The organism is uncultured Thioclava sp., from assembly GCF_913064665.1.
In the GTDB taxonomy this organism is placed as follows: Bacteria; Pseudomonadota; Alphaproteobacteria; order Rhodobacterales; family Rhodobacteraceae; genus Thioclava; species Thioclava arctica.
In genome coordinates this window covers 1-22,310 of sequence record NZ_CAJYBT010000019.1, presented here as the reverse complement: position 1 = coordinate 22,310, position 22,310 = coordinate 1, and the positions used below count along the sequence as shown (strand labels likewise).

General features: G+C 59.9%; 21 protein-coding genes and 3 tRNA genes. 16 read left to right on the top strand and 8 right to left on the bottom strand.

What is annotated here, in order from left to right:
- The first annotated feature begins 41 nt into the window (after positions 1 to 41).
- Positions 42 to 494, top strand: coding sequence for an MmcB family DNA repair protein (locus QZ571_RS09860; RefSeq protein WP_295533955.1), 453 nt, complete (start codon positions 42 to 44; stop codon positions 492 to 494).
- Here QZ571_RS09860 and QZ571_RS09855 read toward each other — a convergent pair.
- Entirely contained in the window at positions 491 to 700 is a 210-nt protein-coding gene (locus QZ571_RS09855; protein ID WP_295533953.1) for a DUF6324 family protein, read from the bottom strand. The genes QZ571_RS09860 and QZ571_RS09855 overlap by 4 nt on opposite strands.
- Positions 701 to 831: 131 nt before the next feature.
- On the opposite strand from QZ571_RS09855, the gene QZ571_RS09850 reads away from it, so the two are divergent.
- Positions 832 to 908: transfer RNA gene (locus tag QZ571_RS09850), tRNA-His, on the top strand.
- Between the two features lie 303 nt (positions 909 to 1,211).
- Positions 1,212 to 1,643 carry a response regulator gene (locus QZ571_RS09845; protein WP_295534049.1) on the top strand — a complete coding sequence of 144 codons (432 nt, stop codon included), beginning with the start codon at positions 1,212 to 1,214 and terminating at the stop codon, positions 1,641 to 1,643.
- On the opposite strand, the gene QZ571_RS09840 is transcribed toward QZ571_RS09845, so the two are convergent.
- A complete protein-coding gene (locus QZ571_RS09840; protein WP_295533951.1) occupies positions 1,640 to 2,518 on the bottom strand; it encodes a LysR family transcriptional regulator in 879 nt (292 codons plus the stop codon). The two genes, QZ571_RS09845 and QZ571_RS09840, sit on opposite strands and share 4 nt — an antisense overlap.
- A 123-nt stretch (positions 2,519 to 2,641) precedes the next feature.
- On the opposite strand from QZ571_RS09840, the gene QZ571_RS09835 reads away from it, so the two are divergent.
- On the top strand, positions 2,642 to 3,721 hold the full coding sequence (locus QZ571_RS09835; RefSeq protein ID WP_295533949.1) for a putative sulfate exporter family transporter: 1,080 nt from the start codon (positions 2,642 to 2,644) through the stop codon (positions 3,719 to 3,721).
- A gap of 67 nt (positions 3,722 to 3,788) precedes the next feature.
- Here QZ571_RS09835 and QZ571_RS09830 read toward each other — a convergent pair whose 3' ends face one another.
- Positions 3,789 to 5,183, bottom strand: coding sequence for an aspartate aminotransferase family protein (locus QZ571_RS09830; protein ID WP_295533946.1), 1,395 nt, complete (start codon positions 5,181 to 5,183; stop codon positions 3,789 to 3,791).
- 101 nt (positions 5,184 to 5,284) lie between these two features.
- Positions 5,285 to 5,977: a GntR family transcriptional regulator gene (locus QZ571_RS09825; protein WP_295533945.1), complete on the bottom strand. Its 693-nt coding sequence runs from the start codon at positions 5,975 to 5,977 to the stop codon at positions 5,285 to 5,287.
- 160 nt (positions 5,978 to 6,137) lie between these two features.
- Between QZ571_RS09825 and QZ571_RS09820 the strand changes: the two genes are divergently transcribed.
- From QZ571_RS09820 to QZ571_RS09795, 6 genes are all read left to right on the top strand, one after another.
- Entirely contained in the window at positions 6,138 to 7,220 is a 1,083-nt protein-coding gene (locus QZ571_RS09820; protein ID WP_295533943.1) for a polyamine ABC transporter substrate-binding protein, read from the top strand.
- Between the two features lie 75 nt (positions 7,221 to 7,295).
- A complete protein-coding gene (locus QZ571_RS09815; protein WP_295533941.1) occupies positions 7,296 to 8,444 on the top strand; it encodes an ABC transporter ATP-binding protein in 1,149 nt (382 codons plus the stop codon).
- 19 nt (positions 8,445 to 8,463) lie between these two features.
- On the top strand, positions 8,464 to 9,354 hold the full coding sequence (locus tag QZ571_RS09810) for an ABC transporter permease subunit (protein ID WP_295534047.1): 891 nt from the start codon (positions 8,464 to 8,466) through the stop codon (positions 9,352 to 9,354).
- Positions 9,351 to 10,169, top strand: coding sequence for an ABC transporter permease (locus QZ571_RS09805; RefSeq protein ID WP_295533939.1), 819 nt, complete (start codon positions 9,351 to 9,353; stop codon positions 10,167 to 10,169). The genes QZ571_RS09810 and QZ571_RS09805 overlap by 4 nt, the downstream gene beginning before the upstream one ends.
- Positions 10,166 to 11,518: an FAD-binding oxidoreductase gene (locus QZ571_RS09800; protein ID WP_295533937.1), complete on the top strand. Its 1,353-nt coding sequence runs from the start codon at positions 10,166 to 10,168 to the stop codon at positions 11,516 to 11,518. Before QZ571_RS09805 ends, QZ571_RS09800 begins: the two co-directional genes overlap by 4 nt.
- Before the next feature lie 111 nt (positions 11,519 to 11,629).
- Positions 11,630 to 12,550 (top strand): alpha/beta fold hydrolase, encoded by a 921-nt coding sequence (locus QZ571_RS09795; RefSeq protein ID WP_295533936.1) that lies wholly within the window; start codon positions 11,630 to 11,632, stop codon positions 12,548 to 12,550.
- Between the two features lie 67 nt (positions 12,551 to 12,617).
- Here the strand turns inward: QZ571_RS09795 and katG are convergent, their stop codons facing one another.
- A complete protein-coding gene (gene katG / locus QZ571_RS09790) occupies positions 12,618 to 14,795 on the bottom strand; it encodes a catalase/peroxidase HPI (protein ID WP_295533934.1) in 2,178 nt (725 codons plus the stop codon).
- A gap of 173 nt (positions 14,796 to 14,968) precedes the next feature.
- Between katG and QZ571_RS09785 the strand changes: the two genes are divergently transcribed.
- Positions 14,969 to 15,904, top strand: coding sequence for a LysR substrate-binding domain-containing protein (locus QZ571_RS09785; RefSeq protein WP_295533932.1), 936 nt, complete (start codon positions 14,969 to 14,971; stop codon positions 15,902 to 15,904).
- Complete coding sequence (locus QZ571_RS09780) at positions 15,901 to 16,626, top strand: NAD(P)-binding domain-containing protein (protein WP_295533930.1); 726 nt, start codon at positions 15,901 to 15,903, stop codon at positions 16,624 to 16,626. Before QZ571_RS09785 ends, QZ571_RS09780 begins: the two co-directional genes overlap by 4 nt.
- Here QZ571_RS09780 and QZ571_RS09775 read toward each other — a convergent pair.
- Positions 16,606 to 16,857 (bottom strand): hypothetical protein, encoded by a 252-nt coding sequence (locus tag QZ571_RS09775; protein WP_295533929.1) that lies wholly within the window; start codon positions 16,855 to 16,857, stop codon positions 16,606 to 16,608. The two genes, QZ571_RS09780 and QZ571_RS09775, sit on opposite strands and share 21 nt — an antisense overlap.
- A 152-nt stretch (positions 16,858 to 17,009) precedes the next feature.
- Positions 17,010 to 17,084: transfer RNA gene (locus QZ571_RS09770), tRNA-Gln, on the bottom strand.
- An 89-nt stretch (positions 17,085 to 17,173) separates the two neighbouring features.
- On the opposite strand from QZ571_RS09770, the gene QZ571_RS09765 reads away from it, so the two are divergent.
- The 4 genes from QZ571_RS09765 (at position 17,174) to QZ571_RS09750 (ending at position 20,626) form a co-directional block, all read left to right on the top strand.
- A complete protein-coding gene (locus QZ571_RS09765) occupies positions 17,174 to 18,373 on the top strand; it encodes an NAD(P)/FAD-dependent oxidoreductase (protein ID WP_295534046.1) in 1,200 nt (399 codons plus the stop codon).
- Between the two features lie 26 nt (positions 18,374 to 18,399).
- Positions 18,400 to 18,858 carry a GNAT family N-acetyltransferase gene (locus QZ571_RS09760; protein ID WP_295533928.1) on the top strand — a complete coding sequence of 153 codons (459 nt, stop codon included), beginning with the start codon at positions 18,400 to 18,402 and terminating at the stop codon, positions 18,856 to 18,858.
- 41 nt (positions 18,859 to 18,899) lie between these two features.
- Positions 18,900 to 18,976: transfer RNA gene (locus QZ571_RS09755), tRNA-Arg, on the top strand.
- A 1,386-nt stretch (positions 18,977 to 20,362) separates the two neighbouring features.
- On the top strand, positions 20,363 to 20,626 hold the full coding sequence (locus QZ571_RS09750) for a hypothetical protein (protein WP_295533925.1): 264 nt from the start codon (positions 20,363 to 20,365) through the stop codon (positions 20,624 to 20,626).
- 121 nt (positions 20,627 to 20,747) lie between these two features.
- Here the strand turns inward: QZ571_RS09750 and QZ571_RS09745 are convergent, their stop codons facing one another.
- Entirely contained in the window at positions 20,748 to 22,046 is a 1,299-nt protein-coding gene (locus QZ571_RS09745; protein WP_295533923.1) for a surface lipoprotein assembly modifier, read from the bottom strand.
- Positions 22,047 to 22,310 lie beyond the last annotated feature (264 nt).

The window sequence follows — 22,310 nt, the reverse complement described above, 5'->3', positions numbered from 1 at the left end:
GGCTAGACAGATGTTCGCGTTTCGTTCATCTTGGTGGGATGATGCTGCAGACACCCCTTTCCGATCTTGCGCCGGGTCAGGTTCTGGCCCGGGGGATGGCGCGCGCTTTGGCCGATCTGCGCTATGACAGCCTGCCCGAGATGAAGCTGCGCCCCCGCCTGCGCGCCGATCTGATGGCGCTGGGCCATAAGGGCGAAATCTGGATCGTCGAGTGCAAATCAAGCCGCGCAGATTTTCGCGCCGACAAGAAATGGCAGGGCTATCTTGAGTGGTGTGATCGCTATTTCTGGGCGGTCGATGGCGATTTCCCGACCGATCTGTTGCCCGAGGGCACAGGGCTGTTCATCGCCGATGGCTATGGCGGCGAGATGATCCGCGAGGCGCCGTTTCACAAACTCGCCCCCGCTCGGCGTCGCGTCATCACGCTGGATTTTGCCCGTGCCAGCGCAAGGCGATTGCAGCGTTTGTGCGATCCGGGGATCGGCATGCTTTAGCGCTTGCCGGGTTTGCCCTTGCTGTTCATCTCGCGCGCGGCTTGCGCGGCGGCTTGCAGTTCTTCGGCGATTTCATCGGCCTCGTCGGGGTCGAAATCCAGTGGCAATTCAATGCCATCCGCCTCAACATACAGCCGTACCATCCCCAATGAGGTCGGCCCGATCTGAATATTGGCGGCGATGTCGCTTTCTTTGTCGATGCCCATGCGGATTCTCCTCGTCTGCGGAACGGAAAGCTCAGGTAACGCTGTGTGCGCCGTCCCGCAAGCCCTGCGTCCAATTTCCTGTCAAAGCGGGCTTGCATTCCGCGCGCGCCCGGTCTATCCCCGCCGCCAGTGCCGCCTTAGCTCAGTTGGTTAGAGCGCTGGATTGTGGATCCAGAGGTCCCCCGTTCAAGCCGGGGAGGCGGTACCATCTCTCTCTTACCTGATATGTTCCCCCGCGCGCTTGTAATCGGGCGGCGGCTGGCTGGTTTGCGTCTGCGCCAAGCCGGGATGCGCACGCCAAACAGGCCGGGCTATGTGGGACCTAATGTCACAGATGACAAAAAAGTGACGATTTGAGGGAACGCGTTCTATACATCGGCGTTCGACGAACAGAGCATTCAGAATAGATACTTGTCTGGGACACCGTTTGTTAACGATTTGCGTGCACATTGAGGGCGCAAAAGTTCAACAATAGGCTTCCGGGGTGGTAAAAACAGGACAGGCTTTGACAGTGACGTGCCAAAAAGATACCGCGAATGACTGCGGGCGCTGCAAAGTGCTGATCGCCGAGGATGAGGCGGTCGTGGCCCTTGATCTGCAATTGATGTTTGAAGATTTTGGAGCGCTCGTTCTTGGCCCCTGTGCCACCTTGCGCGCGGCTATGTCCCAGATCGCCCAAGAGCTGCCCGACGCGGCGGTGCTTGATGTGATGCTCGCAGATGGGGAGGTTTATGCTTTGGCCGATCGGCTGCGCGATGCGGGGGTGAGGCTGGTGTTTCATTCCGGTCATGCCAATCCGGACGAATTGCTCGAACGCTACCCGGGGGCTGTGATTTGCCCCAAACCCGCACATCCCGCCGAGATCGAGGCCAAGCTGAAAGCTCTGATGCAGGCACCTGCGCTCTCTCAGTCTCACGTCGATGGGTCGCGCCTGCAGGCCTAGGGGGGATTCGCCTCAAGGTGATCGATAAAGGCGCGCATCGCCCGGCTGACATGGTGATCGCGATGGCGCAGCGCGTAAAAGGCGCGCGGCGGCAACGTCACACCCCAGTCATGCAGCGCCCCCGTCGCGAGTGAGCGCGCGATGACATGGGCCGATAGAATCGTGAGCCCCGCACCAGCCTCCACCGCACTCATCACCGCCTCGTTTGAGGGCAGGACCAGCGCCGCCTCGACCACGTCGGGCGGCACCCCCAACCCCGTCATCGCGGCCTGTGCGTTTGAGCGCGTGCCCGAGCCCGCTTCGCGCAGCACCCAAGGCTGCGCGGCAAGGCTCGTTTGGCGCACCGGCTGTTCGGGCGGCGGGTGCGCGCTCACAAGCCGCATCCGATCCGCCCCGACCTGACGGCGCACCAATTGCGCCTCGTCGATATGCCCCTCGACGAAGGCCAGATCATAGCCGCCCGCGCGCAGCTGCGCGCCCGCCTCCTCGCTATTGCCGATATCAAGCGTAAAGGTGATGCCGGGAAAGCGCACGCGAAACGCCGCAAGATGGGGGGGCAGCCAATAGCCAGCAATCGTCTGGCTTGCGATCATCCGGATATGGCCGCGTGCCAGCCCCCGTGTTTCGGCCAACGCGGCCTCGGCCTCGGCAATCTGAGCCAACACCGCGCGCGCTTCGGGCAGGAAGGCGCGCCCCTCTTGGGTCAAGGCAATCCCACGCCCGACCCGGTCAAACAGCTTGACCTCATGGCGATTTTCAAGCGCGGCAATCGCTGCCGACGCTGTCGATTGCGTCATGTTTAAGACCTGCGCGGCGCGGGTCATGTGCTCCATCTCGGCGACGGTGACAAAGACTCGGAGCTGTTCGGGGGTCATCGCGACCTCATTGATCGAGAAATACGATCATAATAACAAAAACATTTTGTTTGAACAATGATTGGCGCGGCGCAATTAAGGTCTCACCAAGCAAGACACCTGTTTTGACAAAGGACCGCTCCGATGGCTCTCGAACTTTGCATGCCCCAAGCCCTGCGCCACCCCAATGCGCAGATGCGCAAGCTGGCGCCCGGTGTTGTGCTGAGCGCGGGCGTTGGGGCCTTGGCGGTGCTCGGGGGGCAGGTTGAGAGCGTGCTCTTTCGCGCGCAGTGGCTGGAGCCGCTGGTGCTGGCGATCCTGTTTGGTGCAGTGCTGCGCACGCTTTGGGCGCCGGGTACGCAGTTCAGCGCCGGCATCCGCTTTTCCGCCAAGACGGTGCTGGAAATCGCGATCGTGCTGCTCGGGGCCTCGGTGAGCGCGCAGACGTTGCTGGCGGTCGGGCCCGAATTGCTGATTGGGATTGTCGCGGTGGTGGCGCTTGTGGTGCCGGGGTCTTACCTGCTGGGGCGCGCCTTTGGGTTGCCTGCGCGGATGGCGCTGCTGATTGCCTGTGGCAACGGGATTTGCGGCAATTCCGCGATTGCCGCTGTCGCCCCGGTGATTGAGGCCGATAGCGATGATGTCAGCGCCTCCATCGCGTTTACCGCAGTGTTGGGGGTAGCGGTCGTGCTGGGCCTGCCGTTTTTGGGGGCGGCGCTGCACATGCCCGCTTTTCACTACGGGATTCTTTCGGGTCTGACGGTCTATGCCGTGCCTCAGGTGCTGGCGGCAGCCGCGCCGATGGGAACTGCGGCCATTCAGATCGGCACGCTGGTAAAGCTGGTGCGCGTGCTGATGCTGGGGCCGATCACGGTGGTGCTGTCGCTGCTTGCGGCGGGCCTGCCGGCTGAAGGACGCCGGGTGCGTGATGCCTCGGATGTGGAGCAAGCGCCTGCGCGCAAAGGCTTTATGCCGCCGCTCTTTATCTTGGGCTTTCTGGCGATGATTGCGCTGCGCTCGTTCGGGGCGATCCCGCAGGCTGCACTCGCGCCGATGGATCACGCCGCCTCGGTCTTTACGGTGATTGCGATGGCGGCGCTGGGGCTGGGGGTGGATGCGCGTGCGGTGGCAGCGGCGGGGCCGCGGGTGATTGCGACGGTGACGCTGTCGCTGGTGCTGTTGGTGGTGCTCGGGCTGGGTCTGCTGCTGCTGATCGGTGGCTGAGGCCAAATGAAAACCGCGCGCCGAAAATGACGGGCGCGCGGTTCCTGTTTCAAGAGAGCTCCAAAGCTCAGGCCTGCGCGACCTCCCACATGCCTTGCGCTTTCACCTTCTCATAGGTCTCATCCAGCGCCTTGCGCGCGCGCTCGATCAGAAGGTCGATTTCGCCGCGCGAGATCACCAGCGGCGGCGAGATGATCATGCGATCCCCGACATGGCGCATCACCAGGTTATTGGCAAAACAGCGCTCGCGGCAGATCAACCCGACGGTGCCCTCTTTGGCGGCAAATTTCGCGCGGCTCGCCTTGTCTGGCGTCAGCGCGATAGAGGCCATCATGCCCACGATCTTGGCCTCGCCCACCATCGGATGATTGGTCAGCGCCTCCCATTTCGCCTTCAAATAAGGGCCGGTATCGGCGCGCACCGTGTCGATGATCTTCTCGTCTTCCAGAATGCGCAGGTTTTCCAGCGCAACGGCTGCGGCAACCGGATGGGCGGAATAGGTGTAGCCATGGGCGAACTCGTCGCTATTGATCACGCTGGCGACCTCATCAGAGACCATCGAGCCGCCAATCGGGAGATAGCCCGAGGAGAGGCCCTTGGCGATGGTCATTATGTCAGGGCGCAGATCAAAGGTCTGGCTGCCAAACCAATTCCCGGTGCGCCCAAAGCCGCAGATCACCTCGTCGGCGATGAACAGGATGCCATATTTATCAAGGATGCGGCGGATTTCGGGCCAGTAGCTGTCGGGGGGAATGATCACGCCGCCCGCGCCCTGCACGGGTTCGGCGATAAAGGCGGCGACCTTATCTTCGCCGATTTCGAGAATCTTTTCCTCAAGCTCGCGGGCGCGCATCAGACCGAACTCTTCGGGAGTCATATCGCCGCCCTCAGACCACCAGTCGGGCTGGTTGATATGCACGATGCCCGGAATCGGCAGGCCACCCTGCTTGTGCATCCCCTTCATGCCACCAAGGCTGGCCGCCCCCATCGTCGAGCCGTGATAGCCGTTCCAGCGCGAAATCACGACGGTCTTTTCCGGCTTGCCCTTGAGCGCCCAATAGACCCGCACCATGCGCAGGTTGGTGTCGTTGGAATCGGACCCCGAACCGTTGAAGAACACATGGTTCAGATCGCCCGGCACGATTTCGGCCAGCTTGGCGGCCAGATGAATCGCGGGCGGGTGGCTGGTTTGGAAGAATGTATTGTAGAACGACAGTTGGCGCATCTGGCGCGCGGCCACCTCGGCCATTTCTTCGCGTCCGTAGCCGATATTGACGCACCACAGCCCGGCCATCCCGTCGAGGATTTCGATGCCGTCGCTATCGGTCAGATAGACCCCTTGCGCACGCGTGATGATGCGCGCGCCCTTGGCGTTCAACTCATCGCCATCGGTGAAAGGATGCATGTGGTGGGCGGCGTCTAGCGCTTGCAGTTCGGCGGTGGGCAGATGATTTTCCGACATGAGGGCATCCTTTGATAGGGGTGGGGGCAGGCGGGCGCGGGCGACTCGCCACCGCGCTTGCCTGCAATCTGCTTTCACATAATATGATCAAATTTGCGAGGTCAAGAAACCTTGAGCGCGCCGGGTGCGATAGTGCCATTGGGATTGAGTAAAACGGCGCGGATATTATCCATGCCCTGCGCGATATCCTGCGCGATCGCTTGTGCCGCTGCATCGCTATCGCCTGCACGCAGCGCGGCGATCGTTTCCTGATGCTTGTCGGGTAGATGCTGGGTGCCAAAGCGGCCGCAAATCACGCGCAGCGAGGGCGAAGAGCGCAGCCAGAAACTGTTCACCGCCGATAGCAAGATATCCGATTGCGCGGCGCGATAGAGGGTCATGTGAAAGCGGTAGTTCATTTGCAGATAGCTTTTCACATCGCCCCGCTCGATCGCGACATCCAACGTCGTGTCGATCGTGCAAAGCTCGGAAATCAACGAAGCTGTTACGTTTTTCGATGCCATTCGGACCAATTCCGGCTCCAGCGCGACGCGCGCAAAGCGTAGCTCGTCGATCTGGGGCAGGGTCAGCACGGGCACCGAGACCCGTCGATTGCCCTGAAAGTGCAACGCCCCTTCCGAAGTCAGCCGCCGGATCGCCTCACGCACCGGGGTGGTGGAACCGCCCAGAACTTCCGCGAGACCTTGAATGGTGACTGGCTGACCGGGCGCAAGATCGCCGCACAGAATCATATTGCGCAATGCGCTGTAGATGTTCAGATGAGCAGGACGCTTTTCCACCTCGATACTGGTCACCTGTCATCCTCGCCTTTTCCGATTGCCCGAATTCGCATCATGTTCCTTGAAAAAACGGGACACCACCGGGCAAGAATGGAACATGACGTAGAAAGATACTTGATTTGATCAAATAATACCGCAAGGCTGTCATGTAAAGAACAACCAACAGGGAATGAAAATGTTCAAATCGCTCCTACCGGCCGCTCTTCTTGCAGTTTGCGCCACTGCTGTCAGCGCTGAAGAAGTGCACGTTTACAACTGGTCCGACTATATCGACGAGTCGCTGCTGAAGAAGTTCGAAGACGAGACCGGCATCAAGCTGATCTATGACGTGTTTGATTCCAACGAGGTGCTGGAAACCAAACTGCTGTCGGGCAATTCGGGCTATGATGTGGTTGTGCCCACCGGCTCGTTTATCGAGCGCCAGATTCAGGCGGGCGTGTTCCAAAAGCTCGACTATTCCAAGCTGCCCAATGCGAAATACCTTTGGGACAAGATCAAAGATCGCACCGCACAATATGACCCCGGCAACGCCTATTCGATCAACTATATGTGGGGCACGACCGGGCTTGGCATCAATGTCGACAAGGTCAAAGCCGCGCTGGGCGACGATGCGCCGGTTGACAGCCTTGCATTGATTTTCGATCCCAAGAACATCGAAAAGCTGCAGAAATGCGGTGTGATGATGCTGGATGCTCCGACCGAGATGATCCCGGCCGCGCTGCGTTATCTGGGCGAAGATCCGAACTCCAAAGATCCGGCGGTGATCGCCAAGGCCGAGCCCGTGCTAGAGGCTGTCCGCCCCTATGTGCAGAAATTCAACAGCTCGGAATATATCAACTCGCTCGCCAATGGCGATATCTGCGTGGCCTTCGGCTGGTCGGGTGACATTCTACAGGCGCGTGATCGCGCTGATGAGGCTGATAACGGTGTTCACATCGCCTATCACATCCCCAAAGAGGGGGCGCTGATGTGGTTTGACCAGATGGCGATCCCGGCCGATGCGCCCAATCCGGAAGGCGCGCTGAAGTTCCTCAACTTCATCATGGACCCGAAAAACGTTGCCGCCGCGTCGAACTACGTGAACTACGCCAACGGCAATCTGGAATCGCAGAAATATCTGGATAAATCCGTTCTGGACGATCAGGCGATCTACCCGGACGCGGCGACAATGGACAATCTCTACACGGTCACGGCCTATCCGCCGAAAGTGCAGCGGATCGTGACGCGCCTGTGGACCAAGATCAAATCGGGCACCTGATTTGATGTGATGACCATCCGCGCCGGGGCAACTCCCGGCGCGGTTTTCGTTTCCCTTTAAGACTTCGAGGCACGCATGGCGCAGGCAAAGCCGCAAATCGTTTTTGACCCTTGGAACGACCCAAAGGCCAAGCCGCTGATCCAATGTCGCTCGATCACCAAACGGTTCGGCGATTTCACCGCCATCGATAATATCGATCTCAATATCTACGAGAAAGAATTCTTCGCGCTGCTTGGCCCTTCAGGCTGTGGCAAGACGACCCTGATGCGCATGCTGGCCGGGTTCGAAACGCCTACCGAGGGCAAGATCACCATCGACGGGCAGGATGTGGCGCAAGTGCCGCCCAACAAGCGCGCCGTGAACATGATGTTCCAAAGCTACGCGCTGTTTCCCCATCTCTCGGTCTGGGAAAATATCGCCTTCGGTCTGAAACGCGAAGGGGCCTCCAAAGAGCGTATCGAGGAACGTGTCGCCGAGATGCTGCGCCTCACCCGGCTCGAGAAATTCGCGCGCCGCAAGCCGCACCAGATTTCGGGCGGGCAACGTCAGCGCGTGGCGCTGGCGCGATCCTTGGCCAAGGCCCCCAAGCTGTTGCTTCTGGATGAGCCGCTGGGCGCGCTGGACAAAAAGCTGCGTCAGGACACTCAGTTTGAACTGATGGATATTCAGGAACGCACCGGCACGACCTTTGTGATTGTCACCCATGATCAGGAAGAGGCGATGACCGTCGCCTCGCGCGTCGCGGTGATGAATGCGGGCGTGATCATGCAAATCGCGACCCCTGCCGATATTTATGAACAGCCAAATTCGGTCTATGTCGCTGATTTCATTGGCGATGTGAATATTATCGAGGGCAATGCCTCGGTCGATAAAAGCGGTCCCGAAGGCGCGGTGAGTATCGCCTATGCCGAGGGCCAAGACCCGGTGCATGCGGTTGCCACCACCCCGGTGACCGAGGGCGCGCGAGTGTTTTACGCAATCCGCCCCGAGAAGATCACCGTCAGTCATAAGCCAGATCCCGACCGCGCCAACCACGCCTTCGGCAAGATCATCGACATCGCCTATCTGGGCAATATCTCGACCTATCGGGTGGAACTGGCCAGCGGCAAGGTGATCTCGGCGACGATGACCAATGCGCGCAGACTTGAGCGGCGCGCCTTCACCTGGGAGGACGAGGTCTGGCTAAGCTGGACGCGCACCGCTGGCATCGTGTTGACGAATTAAGGGAGGGAACGGGATGAATCTGCGTCGCATCATGCTGATCGCCGTGCCCTATCTGTGGCTGGTGGCGCTGTTTCTGGTGCCCTTCCTGATCGTGGTGAAAATCTCGCTTTCGACCACGGCGATCGCGATCCCGCCTTACTCGCCGACATTTGATCTGGCGCAGGGCTGGGCGGGGTTCAAAGATTTCCTCAGCCAGCTCAGCTTTGATAATTTCACGTTCCTCACGCAGGACGATCTGTATTGGAAAGCCTATCTGTCGAGCCTGCAAATCGCGGCGCTTTCGACGCTGTTCACCCTGATCGTCGCCTATCCAATCGCCTATGGCATGGCGCGCGTGCCCGATGAATGGCGCCCGACGCTGCTGATGCTGATCATTCTGCCGTTCTGGACCTCGTTCTTGATCCGCGTTTATGCGTGGATGGGAATTTTGGCCGATGAGGGGCTGCTCAACCAGTTTCTGATGTGGCTCGGGGTGATTTCCAAACCCCTGCACATCATGAACACGCCCAAGGCGGTCTATATCGGCATCGTTTATACTTATCTGCCCTTCATGATCCTGCCGATCTATGCCGCGCTGGATAAAATGGATGAATCGCTCAATGAGGCGGCGATCGATCTGGGGGCCTCGCGGCTGTCGGCCTTTTGGCTGGTGACGCTTCCGATGTCGCGCCCCGGCGTGATTGCGGGCTGCTTTCTCGTCTTCATCCCGGCGCTTGGCGAATATGTGATCCCACAGCTTCTGGGCGGGTCGAAAACGCTGATGATCGGCAAGGTGCTGTGGGATGAGTTCTTCTCGAACCGCGACTGGCCCGTGGCCTCGGCGGTGGCGGTGGTGCTGCTGGTGATCTTGATCGTGCCCATCGTCCTGTTCCAGCGCAATCAGCAAAAGCAGCAGGAGGCAGAGTCATGAACAAACGCCTGAGTTGGTTCAACGTCACCTCGCTATCGCTTGGCTTTGCGTTCCTCTATTTGCCGATGCTGATCTTGATTTTCTACAGTTTCAACGCCTCGAAACTGGTGACGGTCTGGGCCGGATTTTCGACGAAATGGTATGTCGCGCTGATGCATGATCAGCCCTTCCTTGATGCGGCTTGGGTGACGCTCAAGGTGGCGGTCAGTTCCTCGACGCTGGCCACGGTGCTGGGCACGATGGCGGCGATCACGCTGGTGCGCGCGGGGCGGTTTCCGGGGCGCACGCTGTTTTCGGGCATGATCTATGCGCCCCTCGTGATGCCCGATGTGATCACCGGTCTGTCGCTGCTGTTGCTGTTTATCGCTATCGGGTTGGATCGCGGTATTTTCACGATCATGCTGGCGCATACTACGTTCTCGATGTGCTATGTTTCTGTCGTGGTGTCGTCGCGGCTGCTAACCTTTGATCGCTCGCTTGAAGAGGCCTCGATGGATCTGGGGGCTTCGTCCTTCACCACGTTCCGGCTGGTGACGCTGCCCATCATTCTGCCCGCCGTGGTGTCGGGTTGGTTGCTGGCCTTCACGCTGTCGCTTGATGATCTGGTGATCGCGTCCTTCACCACCGGCCCGTCCTCGACCACCTTGCCAATCAAGATATTCTCAGCGGTGCGCCTTGGCGTCTCGCCCGAGATCAACGCGCTTTCGACGCTGATGATCACGGTGGTGGCGGTCGGTGTGGTCGGGGCGTCGCTGGTGTCCAAACGCGCGATTCTCAAGCAGCAACGCGAAGAGCAAGAGGGCGAACGGGTGTGAGCGAGCCGTCAATCGCGGGGCGGATCTATGAACCCGCAGCCTATGCGGCCAAGTCGCTTGAGGGCTGCTTTTGGGTGCAGACCGCGCCAGACCCCGCGCAATATCCGCGTTTTGAAGGGGAAAGCAGCGTCGAGTTCGCCGTGATCGGCGCAGGCTTTACCGGGCTGTCCGCGGCGCTGCGGCTGTCTGAGGCGGGCGCAGAGGTCGCCGTTCTCGATGCCCACCCGCCGGGCTGGGGCGCGTCGGGGCGCAATGGCGGGTTTTGCTGTATCGGCGGGGCCAAGGCCAGCAGCGCGCAGATCCGAACCCGCTACGGCGCGGCTGAGGCCGCCAAGTTTCATGCCGCCGAACGCGCCGCGATTGAGCAGGTCTCAGATCGCATCGCGACGCTTGGCCTATCGGTGGATCGCCATTCCGAAGGCGAATTGCAACTCGCCCATAGCCCGAAGGTGTTTGCGCAGATGCGCGCCGAGGCCGCGCAAATCAGCGCGACTTACGGCGTTCAAGCCGATCTGATCGGGCCCGGCGATCTGGCGAGTATGGGGCTGAACGCGCAAGGAATGCATGGCGGCTTGCGTCTTGATCTGGGTTTCGCGCTCAACCCGCGCAAATATGCGTTGGGGCTGGCGCGGGCGGTGCAAGATCGCGGCGGGCGCATCCATGCTGACAGTGCGGTGCACTCGATCACGCGCGAGGGTGAGTTTCATGTGCTGCACACCGCGCATGGCCGCTTGCGCGCGCGTCATCTGCTGATGGCGACCAACGGCTATTCCTCGGATACGTTGCCGCGCTGGATGCGGTCGCGGTACCTGCCGCTGCAATCCTCGGTGATCGTGACGCGCCCGCTCAGCGAGAATGAGATCGCCGCGCAGGGCTGGTCGAGCGATCTGATGGCTTATGATTCCCGCAACCTGCTGCATTATTTCCGCTTGATGCCAGATCGGCGAATGCTGTTCGGGATGCGCGGTGCGGTGCGCTGGAGCGATGCCAGCCAGCGTGCCCATCGCACCGCCACGCGCGCCCATTTTGATGCGATGTTTCCCGCATGGCAGGGCGTTGAGACGTCGCATTTCTGGTCGGGCCTTGTTTGTCTGGCGCGCGATCTGGTGCCGTTTGTGGGGGCGCTGGGGCAGGGCGAACGCGTTTACGGCGCCTTCGCCTATCACGGCAATGGCGTGGCGATGGGCTCGTGGAGCGGCGATCAGATGGCGCGGCTTGCGCTGGGTCAGCCGACCGATCTGCCGAACTTCTTTCAGCGCAGCCCGCAGCGGTTTGAACTTGGCCCCTTGCGCCGCCTGTCGCTGCCACTGGCGCTGCTGCATTATCGCATCAAGGATGCGCTCAGCTGACATAGCGCCTGCCCGCGTCCTGTTGTCACCCATGCGCCTTGCTGCCTTGCTCGGCACACGCACGCCCCATAGATCAAGGCCACCGTCCCCCCTTCGCGATTGGTGATACCCGTGACAGTAGCGATCCTGACCTATCTGGCGCTTGCGCTTGTCGTCGCTTTGGGCGCGCGTTGGCTGGTGCATCTGGCGCTTCTGCGCGGGTTGGAAGCGCCCCGGCTTGCCCATGATATCACCCCCGCCGATCTGGATTTGCCGCGCGAGACTGTGCAAGAGATTCGTCTGCCCGGACCGAGAGGGAAATCCCTGTTCGCGTGGCTGGTGATGCCCGCCACGCCCGGGCCTCATCCGGCGGTGCTGGTGATGCATGGCTGGGGGGCGAATGCGTCGATGATGCTGCAGATCGCGCCGCCGCTGCACGCGGCGGGCTATGCGGTGCTGTTTGTCGATGCGCGCTGTCATGGGCAAAGCGATGATGATCGCTTTACCTCGATGCCGCGCTTTGCCGAGGATATCGCCGCAGGGCTGGCCTATCTGCGCACCCGCCCCGAGATTGCCCCCGATGCCATCGCCTTGCTGGGGCATTCGGTGGGGGCGGGGGCGGTGTTGCTGCATGCCGCGCGCAAGGATGATGTCTGCGCGGTGATCAGCCTGTCCGCCTTTGCCCATCCGCGCGAGGTGATGCGCGCTTGGATGGCGCAATATCACATCCCGTTTGCGGTGATCGGCCAATACGTCCTGCGCCATGTTGAGCGCGTGATCGGCGCGCGCTTTGATGAGATCGCGCCGATCAACACCGTGACCCAAGTCCGCTGCCCGTTGCTTTTGGTGCATGGGCGTGACGACACCACCGTGGCGTTTGCCGACGCACTACGCCTGCAAGCGGCCCAGCCTGCCGCGCAGCTTTTGGCCATTCCGGGCGATCATGATCTGCGCGAAACTCTGCGTCCCTATTCGGGCGAGTTGGTGGCGTTTCTCGACCGCGCCTGCAAAGCCGCGCGGAACAAACGCTTGGGCTTAGGTCGCTCGCGATAAGAAACGGCGCGGGGCAGGGGTGCCGCGCGCCGCTTTGAGTTTCACTCACCTGTGCGGGTGAGGGGGCTTAGGCCGCCAGATCGAAACGATCCGCCATCATCACCTTGTTCCACGCCGCCACAAAGTCGCGCACGAATTTCTCGGCGCTGTCGTCTTGGGCATAGACCTCGGCATAGGCGCGCAGGATCGCGTTCGACCCGAAGACCAGATCAATGCGGCTTGCGGTCCACTTCACCGCGTCGGTCTTGCGATCGCGGATCTCATAGCTGCCGTCCGAAACCGGATGCCAGCTATTGTCCATATCGGTCAGGTTGACGAAGAAATCGGTCGTCAGTTGGCCTTTGCGATCCGTAAACACGCCGTGATCGCTGCTGCCGTGATTGGTGCCCAGCACCCGCATGCCGCCCACCAGCACCGTCATTTCCGGCGCGGTGAGGCCCATGAGTTGCGCGCGATCCAGCATCATCTCTTCGGGGCTGACGATGTAGTCCTTCTTGAGCCAGTTGCGGAACCCATCGGCCAGCGGTTCGAGCGCGTCGAAGCTGTCAGCGTCGGTCATCTCATCGCTGGCGTCACCGCGACCGGGCGTGAAGGGCACGGCGATGTCAAAGCCTGCGGCCTTGATCGCTTGCTCCAGCCCGACATTGCCTGCCAGTACGATCACATCCGCCAGCGAGGCCCCGGCCTGCACCGCAATCGGCTCCAGTACGGCCAGAACCTTGGCCAGACGCGCGGGCTCATTGCCCTCCCAGTCCTTTTGCGGTGCCAGGCGGATGCGCGCGCCATTGGCACCGCCCCGCATATCCGAGCCGCGATAGGTGCGTGCGCTATCCCATGCGGTCGCGATCAGATCGGCCCCGCCCAAACCGCTGGCCGCGATCTTTGCCTTGACCGCGGCGACGTCCCAATCGGTCGCACCTGCCGGGACCGGATCTTGCCAGATCAGATCTTCCGAGGGCACCCATGGCCCGATGTAGCGCGCCTTCGGGCCCATGTCGCGGTGTGTGAGCTTGAACCAAGCGCGCGCGAACGTGTCCTTGAAATACGCGGGATCGGCCATGAATTTTTGGCAAATCGCGTTGTAGATCGGGTCCACTTTCATCGCCATATCGGCATCGGACATCATCGGCATCCGGCGCTGAGTCGGGTCCGTGGCGTCGACCGGCATGTCGGCTTCGGCGATGTTGACGGGCTTCCACTGCTTGGCACCTGCGGGGCTTTGCGTGAGTTCCCAGTCATGCCCGAACAGCATGTCGAAATAGCCCATGTCGAATTCCAGCGGGTTGGTGGTCCACGCCCCTTCCGGGCCGCCGGTGATGGCGTTGCTCGCTTTGCCCCCCATCTCGGGGTTGAACCAGCCCAGACCTTGCTGGGCGACATCCGCCGCCTCGGGTTCTGGCCCCAGCTTGCTCGCATCGCCATTGCCGTGGCATTTGCCGACCGTATGCCCGCCCGCTGTCAGCGCCACGGTTTCCTCATCATTCATCGCCATGCGCAAGAAGGTCTCGCGCACTTGCGCGGCCGTCTTCATCGGGTCGGGCACGCCGTTCACGCCTTCGGGGTTCACATAGATCAGACCCATCTGCACCGCGGCCAAGGGGTTTTCCATCGTCGCAGGCGCATCCACATCCTCATAGCGTTCGTCTGAGGGCGCGAGCCATTCCTTTTCGGCACCCCAATAGGTGTCGGTCTCGGGATGCCAGATGTCTTGGCGACCAAAGCCAAAGCCAAAGGTCTTGAGCCCGAGGCTTTCATAGGCCTCATTGCCCGCGAAGATGATCAGATCGGCCCAGCTGATCTTGTGACCGTATTTCTTTTTGAGCGGCCAGAGCAAGCGGCGCGCCTTATCAAGGCTTGCGTTATCGGGCCACGAATTGAGCGGCGCAAATCGCTGGTTGCCAGTACCCGCGCCACCACGCCCGTCGGCCAGTCGATACGACCCCGCCGCGTGCCACGCCAGACGGATCATCAACCCGCCGTAATGGCCCCAATCCGCGGGCCACCACTCCTGACTGTCGGTGAAAAGCGCGTGCATGTCTTTCTTGAGCGCGTCGTAATCAAGCGTTTCCACCGACTCGGCATAGTTGAATTCGCGCCCCAGCGGGTCGGTCTTGGTGTCATGCTGGTGCAAAATGTCGAGGTTGAGCGACTTGGGCCACCAATCCATCACGCCCGTGCCCGTTTCGGTGTTCGAGCCATGCATCACAGGACATTTGCCCGCCGTGTTCACATCATTTCCGTCCATAATCGCGCTCCATTTGCAAAGATGCCGGGCATGCTGGCGGTCCTTTTGCCCCCTCTGAAACTCTGACGGGGGCGGCCAAAACCGCTGGGGCGTGCCAAGATTCTGCTTGGAATGTAGCAGTGTTTGTCATTAAGAAAATTTAGATTTACTAATTGTTGAGATAACGTGAGCTTATGGCGCCCCTGACGATGAAGCATTTGCGCTATTTCGAGGCGCTCGCGTGCCATGGCCATTTCGGTCGCGCGGCAGAGTCCTGCGCCATCTCGCAGCCCGCGCTTTCGGTGCAGATCAAGGAGTTGGAGGAGATTCTTGGAGCCCCCCTTGTGGAACGTGGGGCGCGCCAGATCCGGCTGACGAGCCTTGGCGCGGCGCTGGCGGATCGGGCCCGCGCGATTTTGCGCTCGGTCGATGAATTGGCCGAATTGGCGCGCGTGGCGCATGGCCCGCTCAGCGGGCGGCTGCGCATCGGCGTGATTCCCACCATCGCGCCCTATCTGTTGCCCGATGTGATCCGCGCCTTGGGCGCGCGCTATCGCGATCTTGATATCCACCCGCGCGAGGCGATCACGCAGACCTTGATCCGCGACCTCAGCGAGGGGCGCATGGATATTGCTATCGTCGCCTTGCCGGTCTCCGAGATCACCTTGCACGAAGAACCCTTGTTTGACGAGGAATTCGCGCTGGTGCGCGCGCGCGCAGATGCCGACAAACCGGTGCCCAGCCGCGAGGGCCTGCTGGAGATGCGGTTGCTTTTGCTTGAAGAGGGCCATTGTTTTCGCGATCAGGCCCTGTCCTTTTGCAAACCCTCGCGGCTGGGTCCGCAGGACTTGATGGAGGGCAGCTCGCTCAGCACGCTGGTGCAGATGGTCGGTGCGGGAATCGGGATTACCTTGATCCCCGAGATGGCGGTGCGCAACGAGATGCGCGCGGCAGAGGTTTCCGTCGCGCGTCTGCCCGCGCCCCGTCCAAAGCGCACGATTGGCCTTGTTTGGCGCAAATCGAGCCCGATGGCCTCGCAATACGCCCAAATCGCGCATCACCTGCGCCAAGACCTCCCCGTGCCTGACCGGGCATGGGCGGCGCGCTCATTGGAGGACGATCTGACATGAAACTCGGTTTTATCGGCACTGGAACGATTGCAGCGGCGATCGTCACCGGCCTCGCCCCAGAGCGCCATCAAATCACCGTGTCCGAACGCAGCCGAACGCATGCGGCCCGCCTGTCGCAGGCGTTCGATTGCGTTAGCGTTGCGGCCAATCAAGACGTCATAGATCGCAGCGATATCGTGTTTCTGGGCCTTCTTGCCGCCCACGCCCCCGCCGTTCTGGCGAGTCTGCGGTTTCGCAAAGGCCAGCGGGTGATTTCGTTCATTGCCGAGATGCCTTTGGACGAGATCGCCACGCGGGTTGCCCCGGCAAAGGCCGCAGCGATCATGCTGCCCTTTCCAGCCATCGCACAGGGAGGATCGCCGATTTTGACCTTGGGCGATGTCGCCCTCGTGCGCGAGATATTCAGCCCCGCCAACCACGTCTTTGCGCTGCAAAGCGTCGGTGAACTGAATGCCTATCTTTGCGCCCAAGCCGTGCTGTCCCCCGCGCTCTTGATGATCGCATCGACTGCAGATTGGCTGGAACGTCAGGGGGTTGAACGCGCGCAGGGCGAATCCTTTTTGCGCGCGCTGATTGGCGCGAACTTGCAGGCGGGCCCCTGCCGCGAGACGCTTGAAGCGCTTTCCACTCCAGGAGGGTATAATCTGCGGCTGCGCCAATCCTTGGAACAGGCCGGGCTAGAGGAATCGCTGCGCCAAGGCTTAGACGCGCTGCGCAAATAGGAAGGGCCGCGTCCGCTCCTCGGCCCAAATCCGTTGTCTCAGGCCGATATGCAAATCGATCGCTTTTCTATCGAAATCCCCGGCCCTAACGACATCAGCACTTTTGTCCCGCGTGCACCTAAAGCCGAAGCGCAGCGCAATCAGGCGTTCACGCGCCATTTTCTGCTGAGGATGGTGGTGGTTTTTCGCGTGGATCGGTGGTGTCTTGGGGGTTGCGACGGTCGGTTTCATCGGCTCGGGCTGCAAATTCAAGCCCGCTGGGAGCGTGCTCTGCCCCTAGAAACGCTCCAGCGTCCGGCGATTCAAAATCCGTAGTCAGCGCCCCTAGCTACGCGTCCCGAGATCGCGAAGTCAGGAAAAGGTCTGGCCGTTCTGAAGGAAGTTGGCTGGGATGGTAGGATTCGAACCTACGGTACACTGTACCAAAAACAGTTGCCTTACCACTTGGCTACATCCCAACTTGGCGCGGTTTCTAGCTAAGGAGTTGCGGCGCTGCAAGGGAAAAATCGTGCAAATTTCGATTGCGTGTGATCGCGGGCTCGGGCAAGTGGCTGGCATGGAAACCACTGATGTTGTCATTCTGGGTGCAGGGGCCGCAGGCCTTATGGCAGCGATCGAGGCGGGGCGGCGTGGGCGCCGTGTTATCGTGCTCGATCATGCGCGCGCGCCGGGCGAGAAGATTCGCATCTCGGGGGGCGGGCGGTGCAATTTCACCAATCGCGCTTTGACGCGGCAAAATGCTATGCAGCGGTTTTTGTCGGCCAATCCGCGCTTCGCGCTCTCGGCGCTGTCGCGCTACACGCCCGATGATTTTATTGCCCGGATCGACGCGGCGGGAATCGCTTGGCATGAAAAGCATCTTGGTCAGCTGTTTTGTGATGGTAAGGCGACGCAGGTGGTCGATCTGCTGGTGCGCGATCTGCGCGCGGCGGGCGCAGAGTTGCGCTTGCAAGTGAGCGTCGAGGGCGTGAGTCGCACTGCCGATGGGTTCAGCGTCGCTACCAGCGCGGGGCCGATTGCGGCGCAATCGGTGATCGTCGCGACGGGCGGCAAGTCGATTCCCAAAATGGGCGCGACCGGCATCGGCTATCAGATCGCGCGCGATTTCGGACTGGGCCTGATCGAGACCCGCCCCGCGCTGGTGCCCCTGACCTTTGCCGAACAGGATTTGGCACGTTCAGCGCCGCTGTCGGGCATCGCGCTGGAGGCGCGCGTCGGGCATGGCAAGATCGGCTTTGACGAGGCGCTTTTGTTCACCCATCGCGGGCTGTCTGGGCCTGCGATCCTGCAAATCTCCAGCTATTGGCGCGAAGGCGATGCGATCGAAGTCGACCTGATGCCGGGGCGCGATATTGCCGCCGATCTGGCCGAGCAGCGCGCCAGCACCGGGAAACAAGCGCTGCACAACGCGCTGGCGCGTCACATGCCAGACAAGCTGGCGCAGTATATCGTCGCCGATACCGGGCTGACGGGGCGTCTTGCCGATCAGCCCAACACCGCGCTGGCCAAGATCGCCGAGCGGGTGCATCGCTGGCAGGTGCGCCCTGTGGGGTCGGAAGGCTACCGCACCGCCGAAGTCACGCTGGGCGGCGTTGATACCACCGATCTGGATGCAAAAACCCTGCAATCGCGCAGCGTTCCGGGGCTGTATTTCATCGGCGAAGTTGTGGATGTTACGGGCTGGCTTGGCGGGTATAATTTCCAATGGGCTTGGGCCTCGGGTTGGGCGGCGGGGCAGGGGGCCTAACGGCGCGTTGGAAGGAAAGAGACGTCATGATCACGATCACCCGCGAGTCGCCGCTGCACCCGGATTTGGCCACGCTACATGCGCGCCACCACGCAGCGATGCATGCCGATACGCCCCCTGAATCGATCCATATGATGCCACCCGAGGCGCTGGCCGCCCCCGACATTGCGTTTTTCGTGATGCGCGAAGGATCGGCGGTGATCGGGATGGGCGCCTATAAACGCTTTGCTCCCGATCACGGCGAGATCAAGTCGATGCATGTTCTGGCCGAGACGCGCGGGCGCGGTCTTGCGCGGCAGATGCTTGACCATCTGATCGCGCAGGCCCGTGCTGACGGGATCACCCGCCTCAGCCTAGAAACCGGCACGCAACCTTCGTTTGAGGCCGCCCGCATCCTGTATCTGCGCGCAGGCTTTCAGGACTGCCCGCCGTTTGGCAGCTATCGCGAAGATCCGAATTCAGTCTACCTGACCCGCGCGATCTAAACTTGCACGCCCGCGCAATCTGTCGCATCTAGGCACTCTGCGGTCCCTTAGCTCAACTGGATAGAGCAGCTGACTTCTAATCAGCAGGTTGAGGGTTCGAGTCCTTCAGGGATCGCCATTTTATTGTTTTAAAACAATAAATTAAAGACCGTGCCCCTTCGAAATCTATTGCTGCTTCTGCTCGCCGGAAGCATGGCGGAAGCAACATGCATGGAATCATTTGTTGCCAAGCCGCAACGGTCGCAAGAGCTGCCTGTTGATATGAATTAAGTGGGCGGCAATCTCTCCTCATAAAGAGCCAGAGCCGCATGGCCTTTTTTGCCGCGCCAAGTCGCGGGAGCGAACATGCAACCAGAAGGCTCAATCGGTGTGGCCTTATCTATGCGATAGCTTTTCTTGAGTTCGATCAATACCATCGCAAGGGATGCAACGAATGTGCGTTGACTAAATCTCATAACCTGAAGGTCGTAGGTTCCAATCCTACCCCCGCAACCAATGAAATCCCTTAAAAATTAAAGGCACGATCAAGCTTCTTGATTGGCGCATTTTGCTCGCATAAACCCTGTGAAAGCACTTTGGGAGCACAAGAGAGCCGAACCTTTTGTTGCGATTCCGCACCAAGCGAATCGGACGCTTCGCGCGATGAATTCCGCTGTAATCACGAAAACGGATTTGTACTGCGCGTTTGAATTTGACGGGCGCGACATTAAGCGCCACGTCAGCAGTATGAGGGCCATACGAGTCTGATCAACTTGCGGGCCGCGTCAGGGCGATGTGCAAGGCGCGGCGGTCACGGCGGCACCACCACAAGCAGTGCTGAATATTATTGGCAAACGCATTGCTGCCCAAGAGTTTCGTTTGATGCGCAGTAAAGCTCTTGGCGGGGAAATCCGAGGCTCGCAGTACCAAATTCCACCAGAAAGCCGCCATTGGCCCAGCACCATTTTCCTGCCCCAAACAGCTTGCTGTAGGCGTCACAGCTTTTGCCCAAATATAGCGTCTCAATACCCGACTTTGGCAAGGCGTTTGCACCACTGCCGACCATCCACGTTACCGGATAGCGAGACGCCAAGACATAGCCATCAGCGTTGCACGAACGGCTGTATTCGTGCCCCTCGGATGACACATAACTAAAGGCGGTGGCGGGGCTAATCATTGCGATCAAAAAAAAGAGTCAATTGAAGGATTTTCATTTTATTTCCCATTTTTGGAAGTTTGAGTTGCTGCGCGTTCTTGATCCAAAGGAAACAGACACGCCATAATTTCGTCTTGTGTCAGAGCATAACAACTCGAACAATTGCCCTTCAGCAACCTGCCGTGCACCTTGGCGCGTCCCGTATGGAAAGAGCTGGATCCGGTCGTCAATATGGATTGGTCTTAGAGGTTAAAAAATGGGAGTGTCCGCAAATCGTGTTGGTCGGCTTGGGGCCCATTTGGACTGATGCTGCACGTATCATGAAGAACTGCTAAGCAATTGCCTGCTACGTTTGAAGCAGGCGTTTGAATGGATTTGAAAGAGTGGGGGCTTGAGTTGAAAGTCATTGTTTTTATTGGATGGATTGCTGTACTCCTACTGCCTCTGATGGGGTTTGGAGTTCTTGGCTTCCAGAAGTGGAAGCGTCACTATGGCGCTGACAGCACCGTTTCTGGGTACTTTTTCCGATACGTCACCGGAAAAACAGCCACCGATGATCCTTGGAAGGTCTATGCCCTGAAAATCGGAGTGTTTTTGGGCTGGATCATAGTCGTTACGTCGATCTGGGCATGACTGCGGGTGCTATCGCAGCACCTGTCCAGATCAGATTTGCTGGGAAGCGACCGTTCCAACCGGTTCGTCGAGATGGGAGCAATGTGCCACACCGCAGACCAACACCTTTTGCAGACACCCCCTAAAAAATTGATCTGATTTCGAAGCTCACAGAAATTTCGTCACTATCGAAGCGGCTGACATTACTTTGGCGTCGCCCCGCGTGTAGTCGTACTGCAGGGGCGAAGCCCGCATAAGTGTAGTCCTTGAAGAAGAAAGAGAGATCACCAGAGAGCAATAGGTCTTGGCGTCCGCCAGGTACCGCGATCCATCCGATCTGATAATCGCGATAAGCGGTTTTTTCGACGGCAAGTGACGCAGTGACTTGAGCCGGCCCCCAAGCCTTAGCAAACTGATATGATGCATATACACCTGACGACAATCGCCGCTGGTTGACGTCTTGTGTCCGCACATCGGCAAAAGAAAACGACAGTCCCAGAGAATCTCCCCACGACAATTCGCGGTTCAATTGCATGGTCAGCGATGCAAGTGTCTGGTTATGACCGAAGCTGCGGTTTAATTGGCGTCCCTCTAGAGAAGCACCGAAGTTCAGACGCGCGCGATCGCCAAGTTTGAAAGACCGTGTCCCGCGCACATTTAGCAAATCATAATAATGGTCATTACCAGCCCATACTCGGCCCAAAGAGGCCCCCACCGAAGCGGTGTTACCCGGTCTTCCCCAAAGAAATTTCCTATCCATCGAGAGGTTTAAATAGGTCGTGTCCAAATCTGCGTCACTCAGGTCTTTGGCGATCTCTTTGGATCTGGATGATAGTGAAACCCGTTTGACATACATCCGAGCGCCGATTGTGGTGATGCCGGTTTCGGACTCTGCGATACGATATCCAATTTCGACGTCCGTGGTGGCGAGGGTGCCAGGCAGTGCTTGGGCGCTGCTGCTCAAATCACCGACAGTTGGCACGCCGTCTATATGCAATTCCGAGCTGTTTGCACCGTTGTTGACGTTGTTTGAGGGCGTCACGCTGCCAGTTAGGCGAAAGCTGAGGGGGTTCATTTTACGCAGCCGTGCATAGTCGGCGGCGATCCGTTGGATGTCACCTGCATTGGAGGTGTTGGTTGCCGCACGGCGCAGCCAAAGCTGCGACAAGGTTGGGTGGTTGTTTTGAATTGCAGCGGTTGCAGCAAGCTGGGCCGCCCTTAAACGCTCGCGGGGATCATCGCTGGTGCGATAGGCCCGTGCTGCTGCAATACGCGAGGCATGATAGTTGCCAAGCTGGAGTTCGGCTGTGGCCACTACGAACAACGCATCCGTGTCGTTGGGGTTAAATTGAAGCACTTGTCGCCCCAGACCGACCGCCGTTTCGACATCTCCATGCTGTAGAGTCTGAAGAGCAAGCTCACTTGCCTCGGCTAAGGTCATGGATCGAGTCACAGACCTAACTTCAGGCGCGGCTCCCGCGCTGTCTTCGTTACTCTCTGCTGCAACTGCCGTCTGGCACAGACACAGAGAGGCAATGGTCGCACCATGCAGGAGACATCTACGGAAAATCATCTTCTGGGAGTGTCCTGAACTCTGTGTATCTGTCCCGGCCCATGCGGTTTGGGATACTCAAGCGTCGAAGCGCTCGCCGAACATTATGGCGAACTGGTTACGGGCTGCAAACCATTCCCTGACGTTTCGGCC

Bases quoted from the DNA above. Each gene is read 5' to 3' on its own strand.
- QZ571_RS09860 (WP_295533955.1), top strand. From the start codon at position 42: ATGCTGCAGACACCCCTTTCCGATCTTGCGCCGGGTCAGGTTCTGGCC.
- QZ571_RS09855 (WP_295533953.1), bottom strand. From the start codon at position 700: ATGGGCATCGACAAAGAAAGCGACATCGCCGCCAATATTCAGATCGGG.
- QZ571_RS09840 (WP_295533951.1), bottom strand. From the start codon at position 2,518: ATGACCCCCGAACAGCTCCGAGTCTTTGTCACCGTCGCCGAGATGGAG.
- QZ571_RS09835 (WP_295533949.1), top strand. From the start codon at position 2,642: ATGGCTCTCGAACTTTGCATGCCCCAAGCCCTGCGCCACCCCAATGCG.
- QZ571_RS09830 (WP_295533946.1), bottom strand. From the start codon at position 5,183: ATGTCGGAAAATCATCTGCCCACCGCCGAACTGCAAGCGCTAGACGCC.
- QZ571_RS09820 (WP_295533943.1), top strand. From the start codon at position 6,138: ATGTTCAAATCGCTCCTACCGGCCGCTCTTCTTGCAGTTTGCGCCACT.
- QZ571_RS09815 (WP_295533941.1), top strand. From the start codon at position 7,296: ATGGCGCAGGCAAAGCCGCAAATCGTTTTTGACCCTTGGAACGACCCA.
- QZ571_RS09805 (WP_295533939.1), top strand. From the start codon at position 9,351: ATGAACAAACGCCTGAGTTGGTTCAACGTCACCTCGCTATCGCTTGGC.
- katG (WP_295533934.1), bottom strand. From the start codon at position 14,795: ATGGACGGAAATGATGTGAACACGGCGGGCAAATGTCCTGTGATGCAT.
- QZ571_RS09785 (WP_295533932.1), top strand. From the start codon at position 14,969: ATGGCGCCCCTGACGATGAAGCATTTGCGCTATTTCGAGGCGCTCGCG.
- QZ571_RS09780 (WP_295533930.1), top strand. From the start codon at position 15,901: ATGAAACTCGGTTTTATCGGCACTGGAACGATTGCAGCGGCGATCGTC.
- QZ571_RS09775 (WP_295533929.1), bottom strand. From the start codon at position 16,857: ATGAAACCGACCGTCGCAACCCCCAAGACACCACCGATCCACGCGAAA.
- QZ571_RS09760 (WP_295533928.1), top strand. From the start codon at position 18,400: ATGATCACGATCACCCGCGAGTCGCCGCTGCACCCGGATTTGGCCACG.
- QZ571_RS09750 (WP_295533925.1), top strand. From the start codon at position 20,363: ATGGATTTGAAAGAGTGGGGGCTTGAGTTGAAAGTCATTGTTTTTATT.
- QZ571_RS09745 (WP_295533923.1), bottom strand. From the start codon at position 22,046: ATGACCTTAGCCGAGGCAAGTGAGCTTGCTCTTCAGACTCTACAGCAT.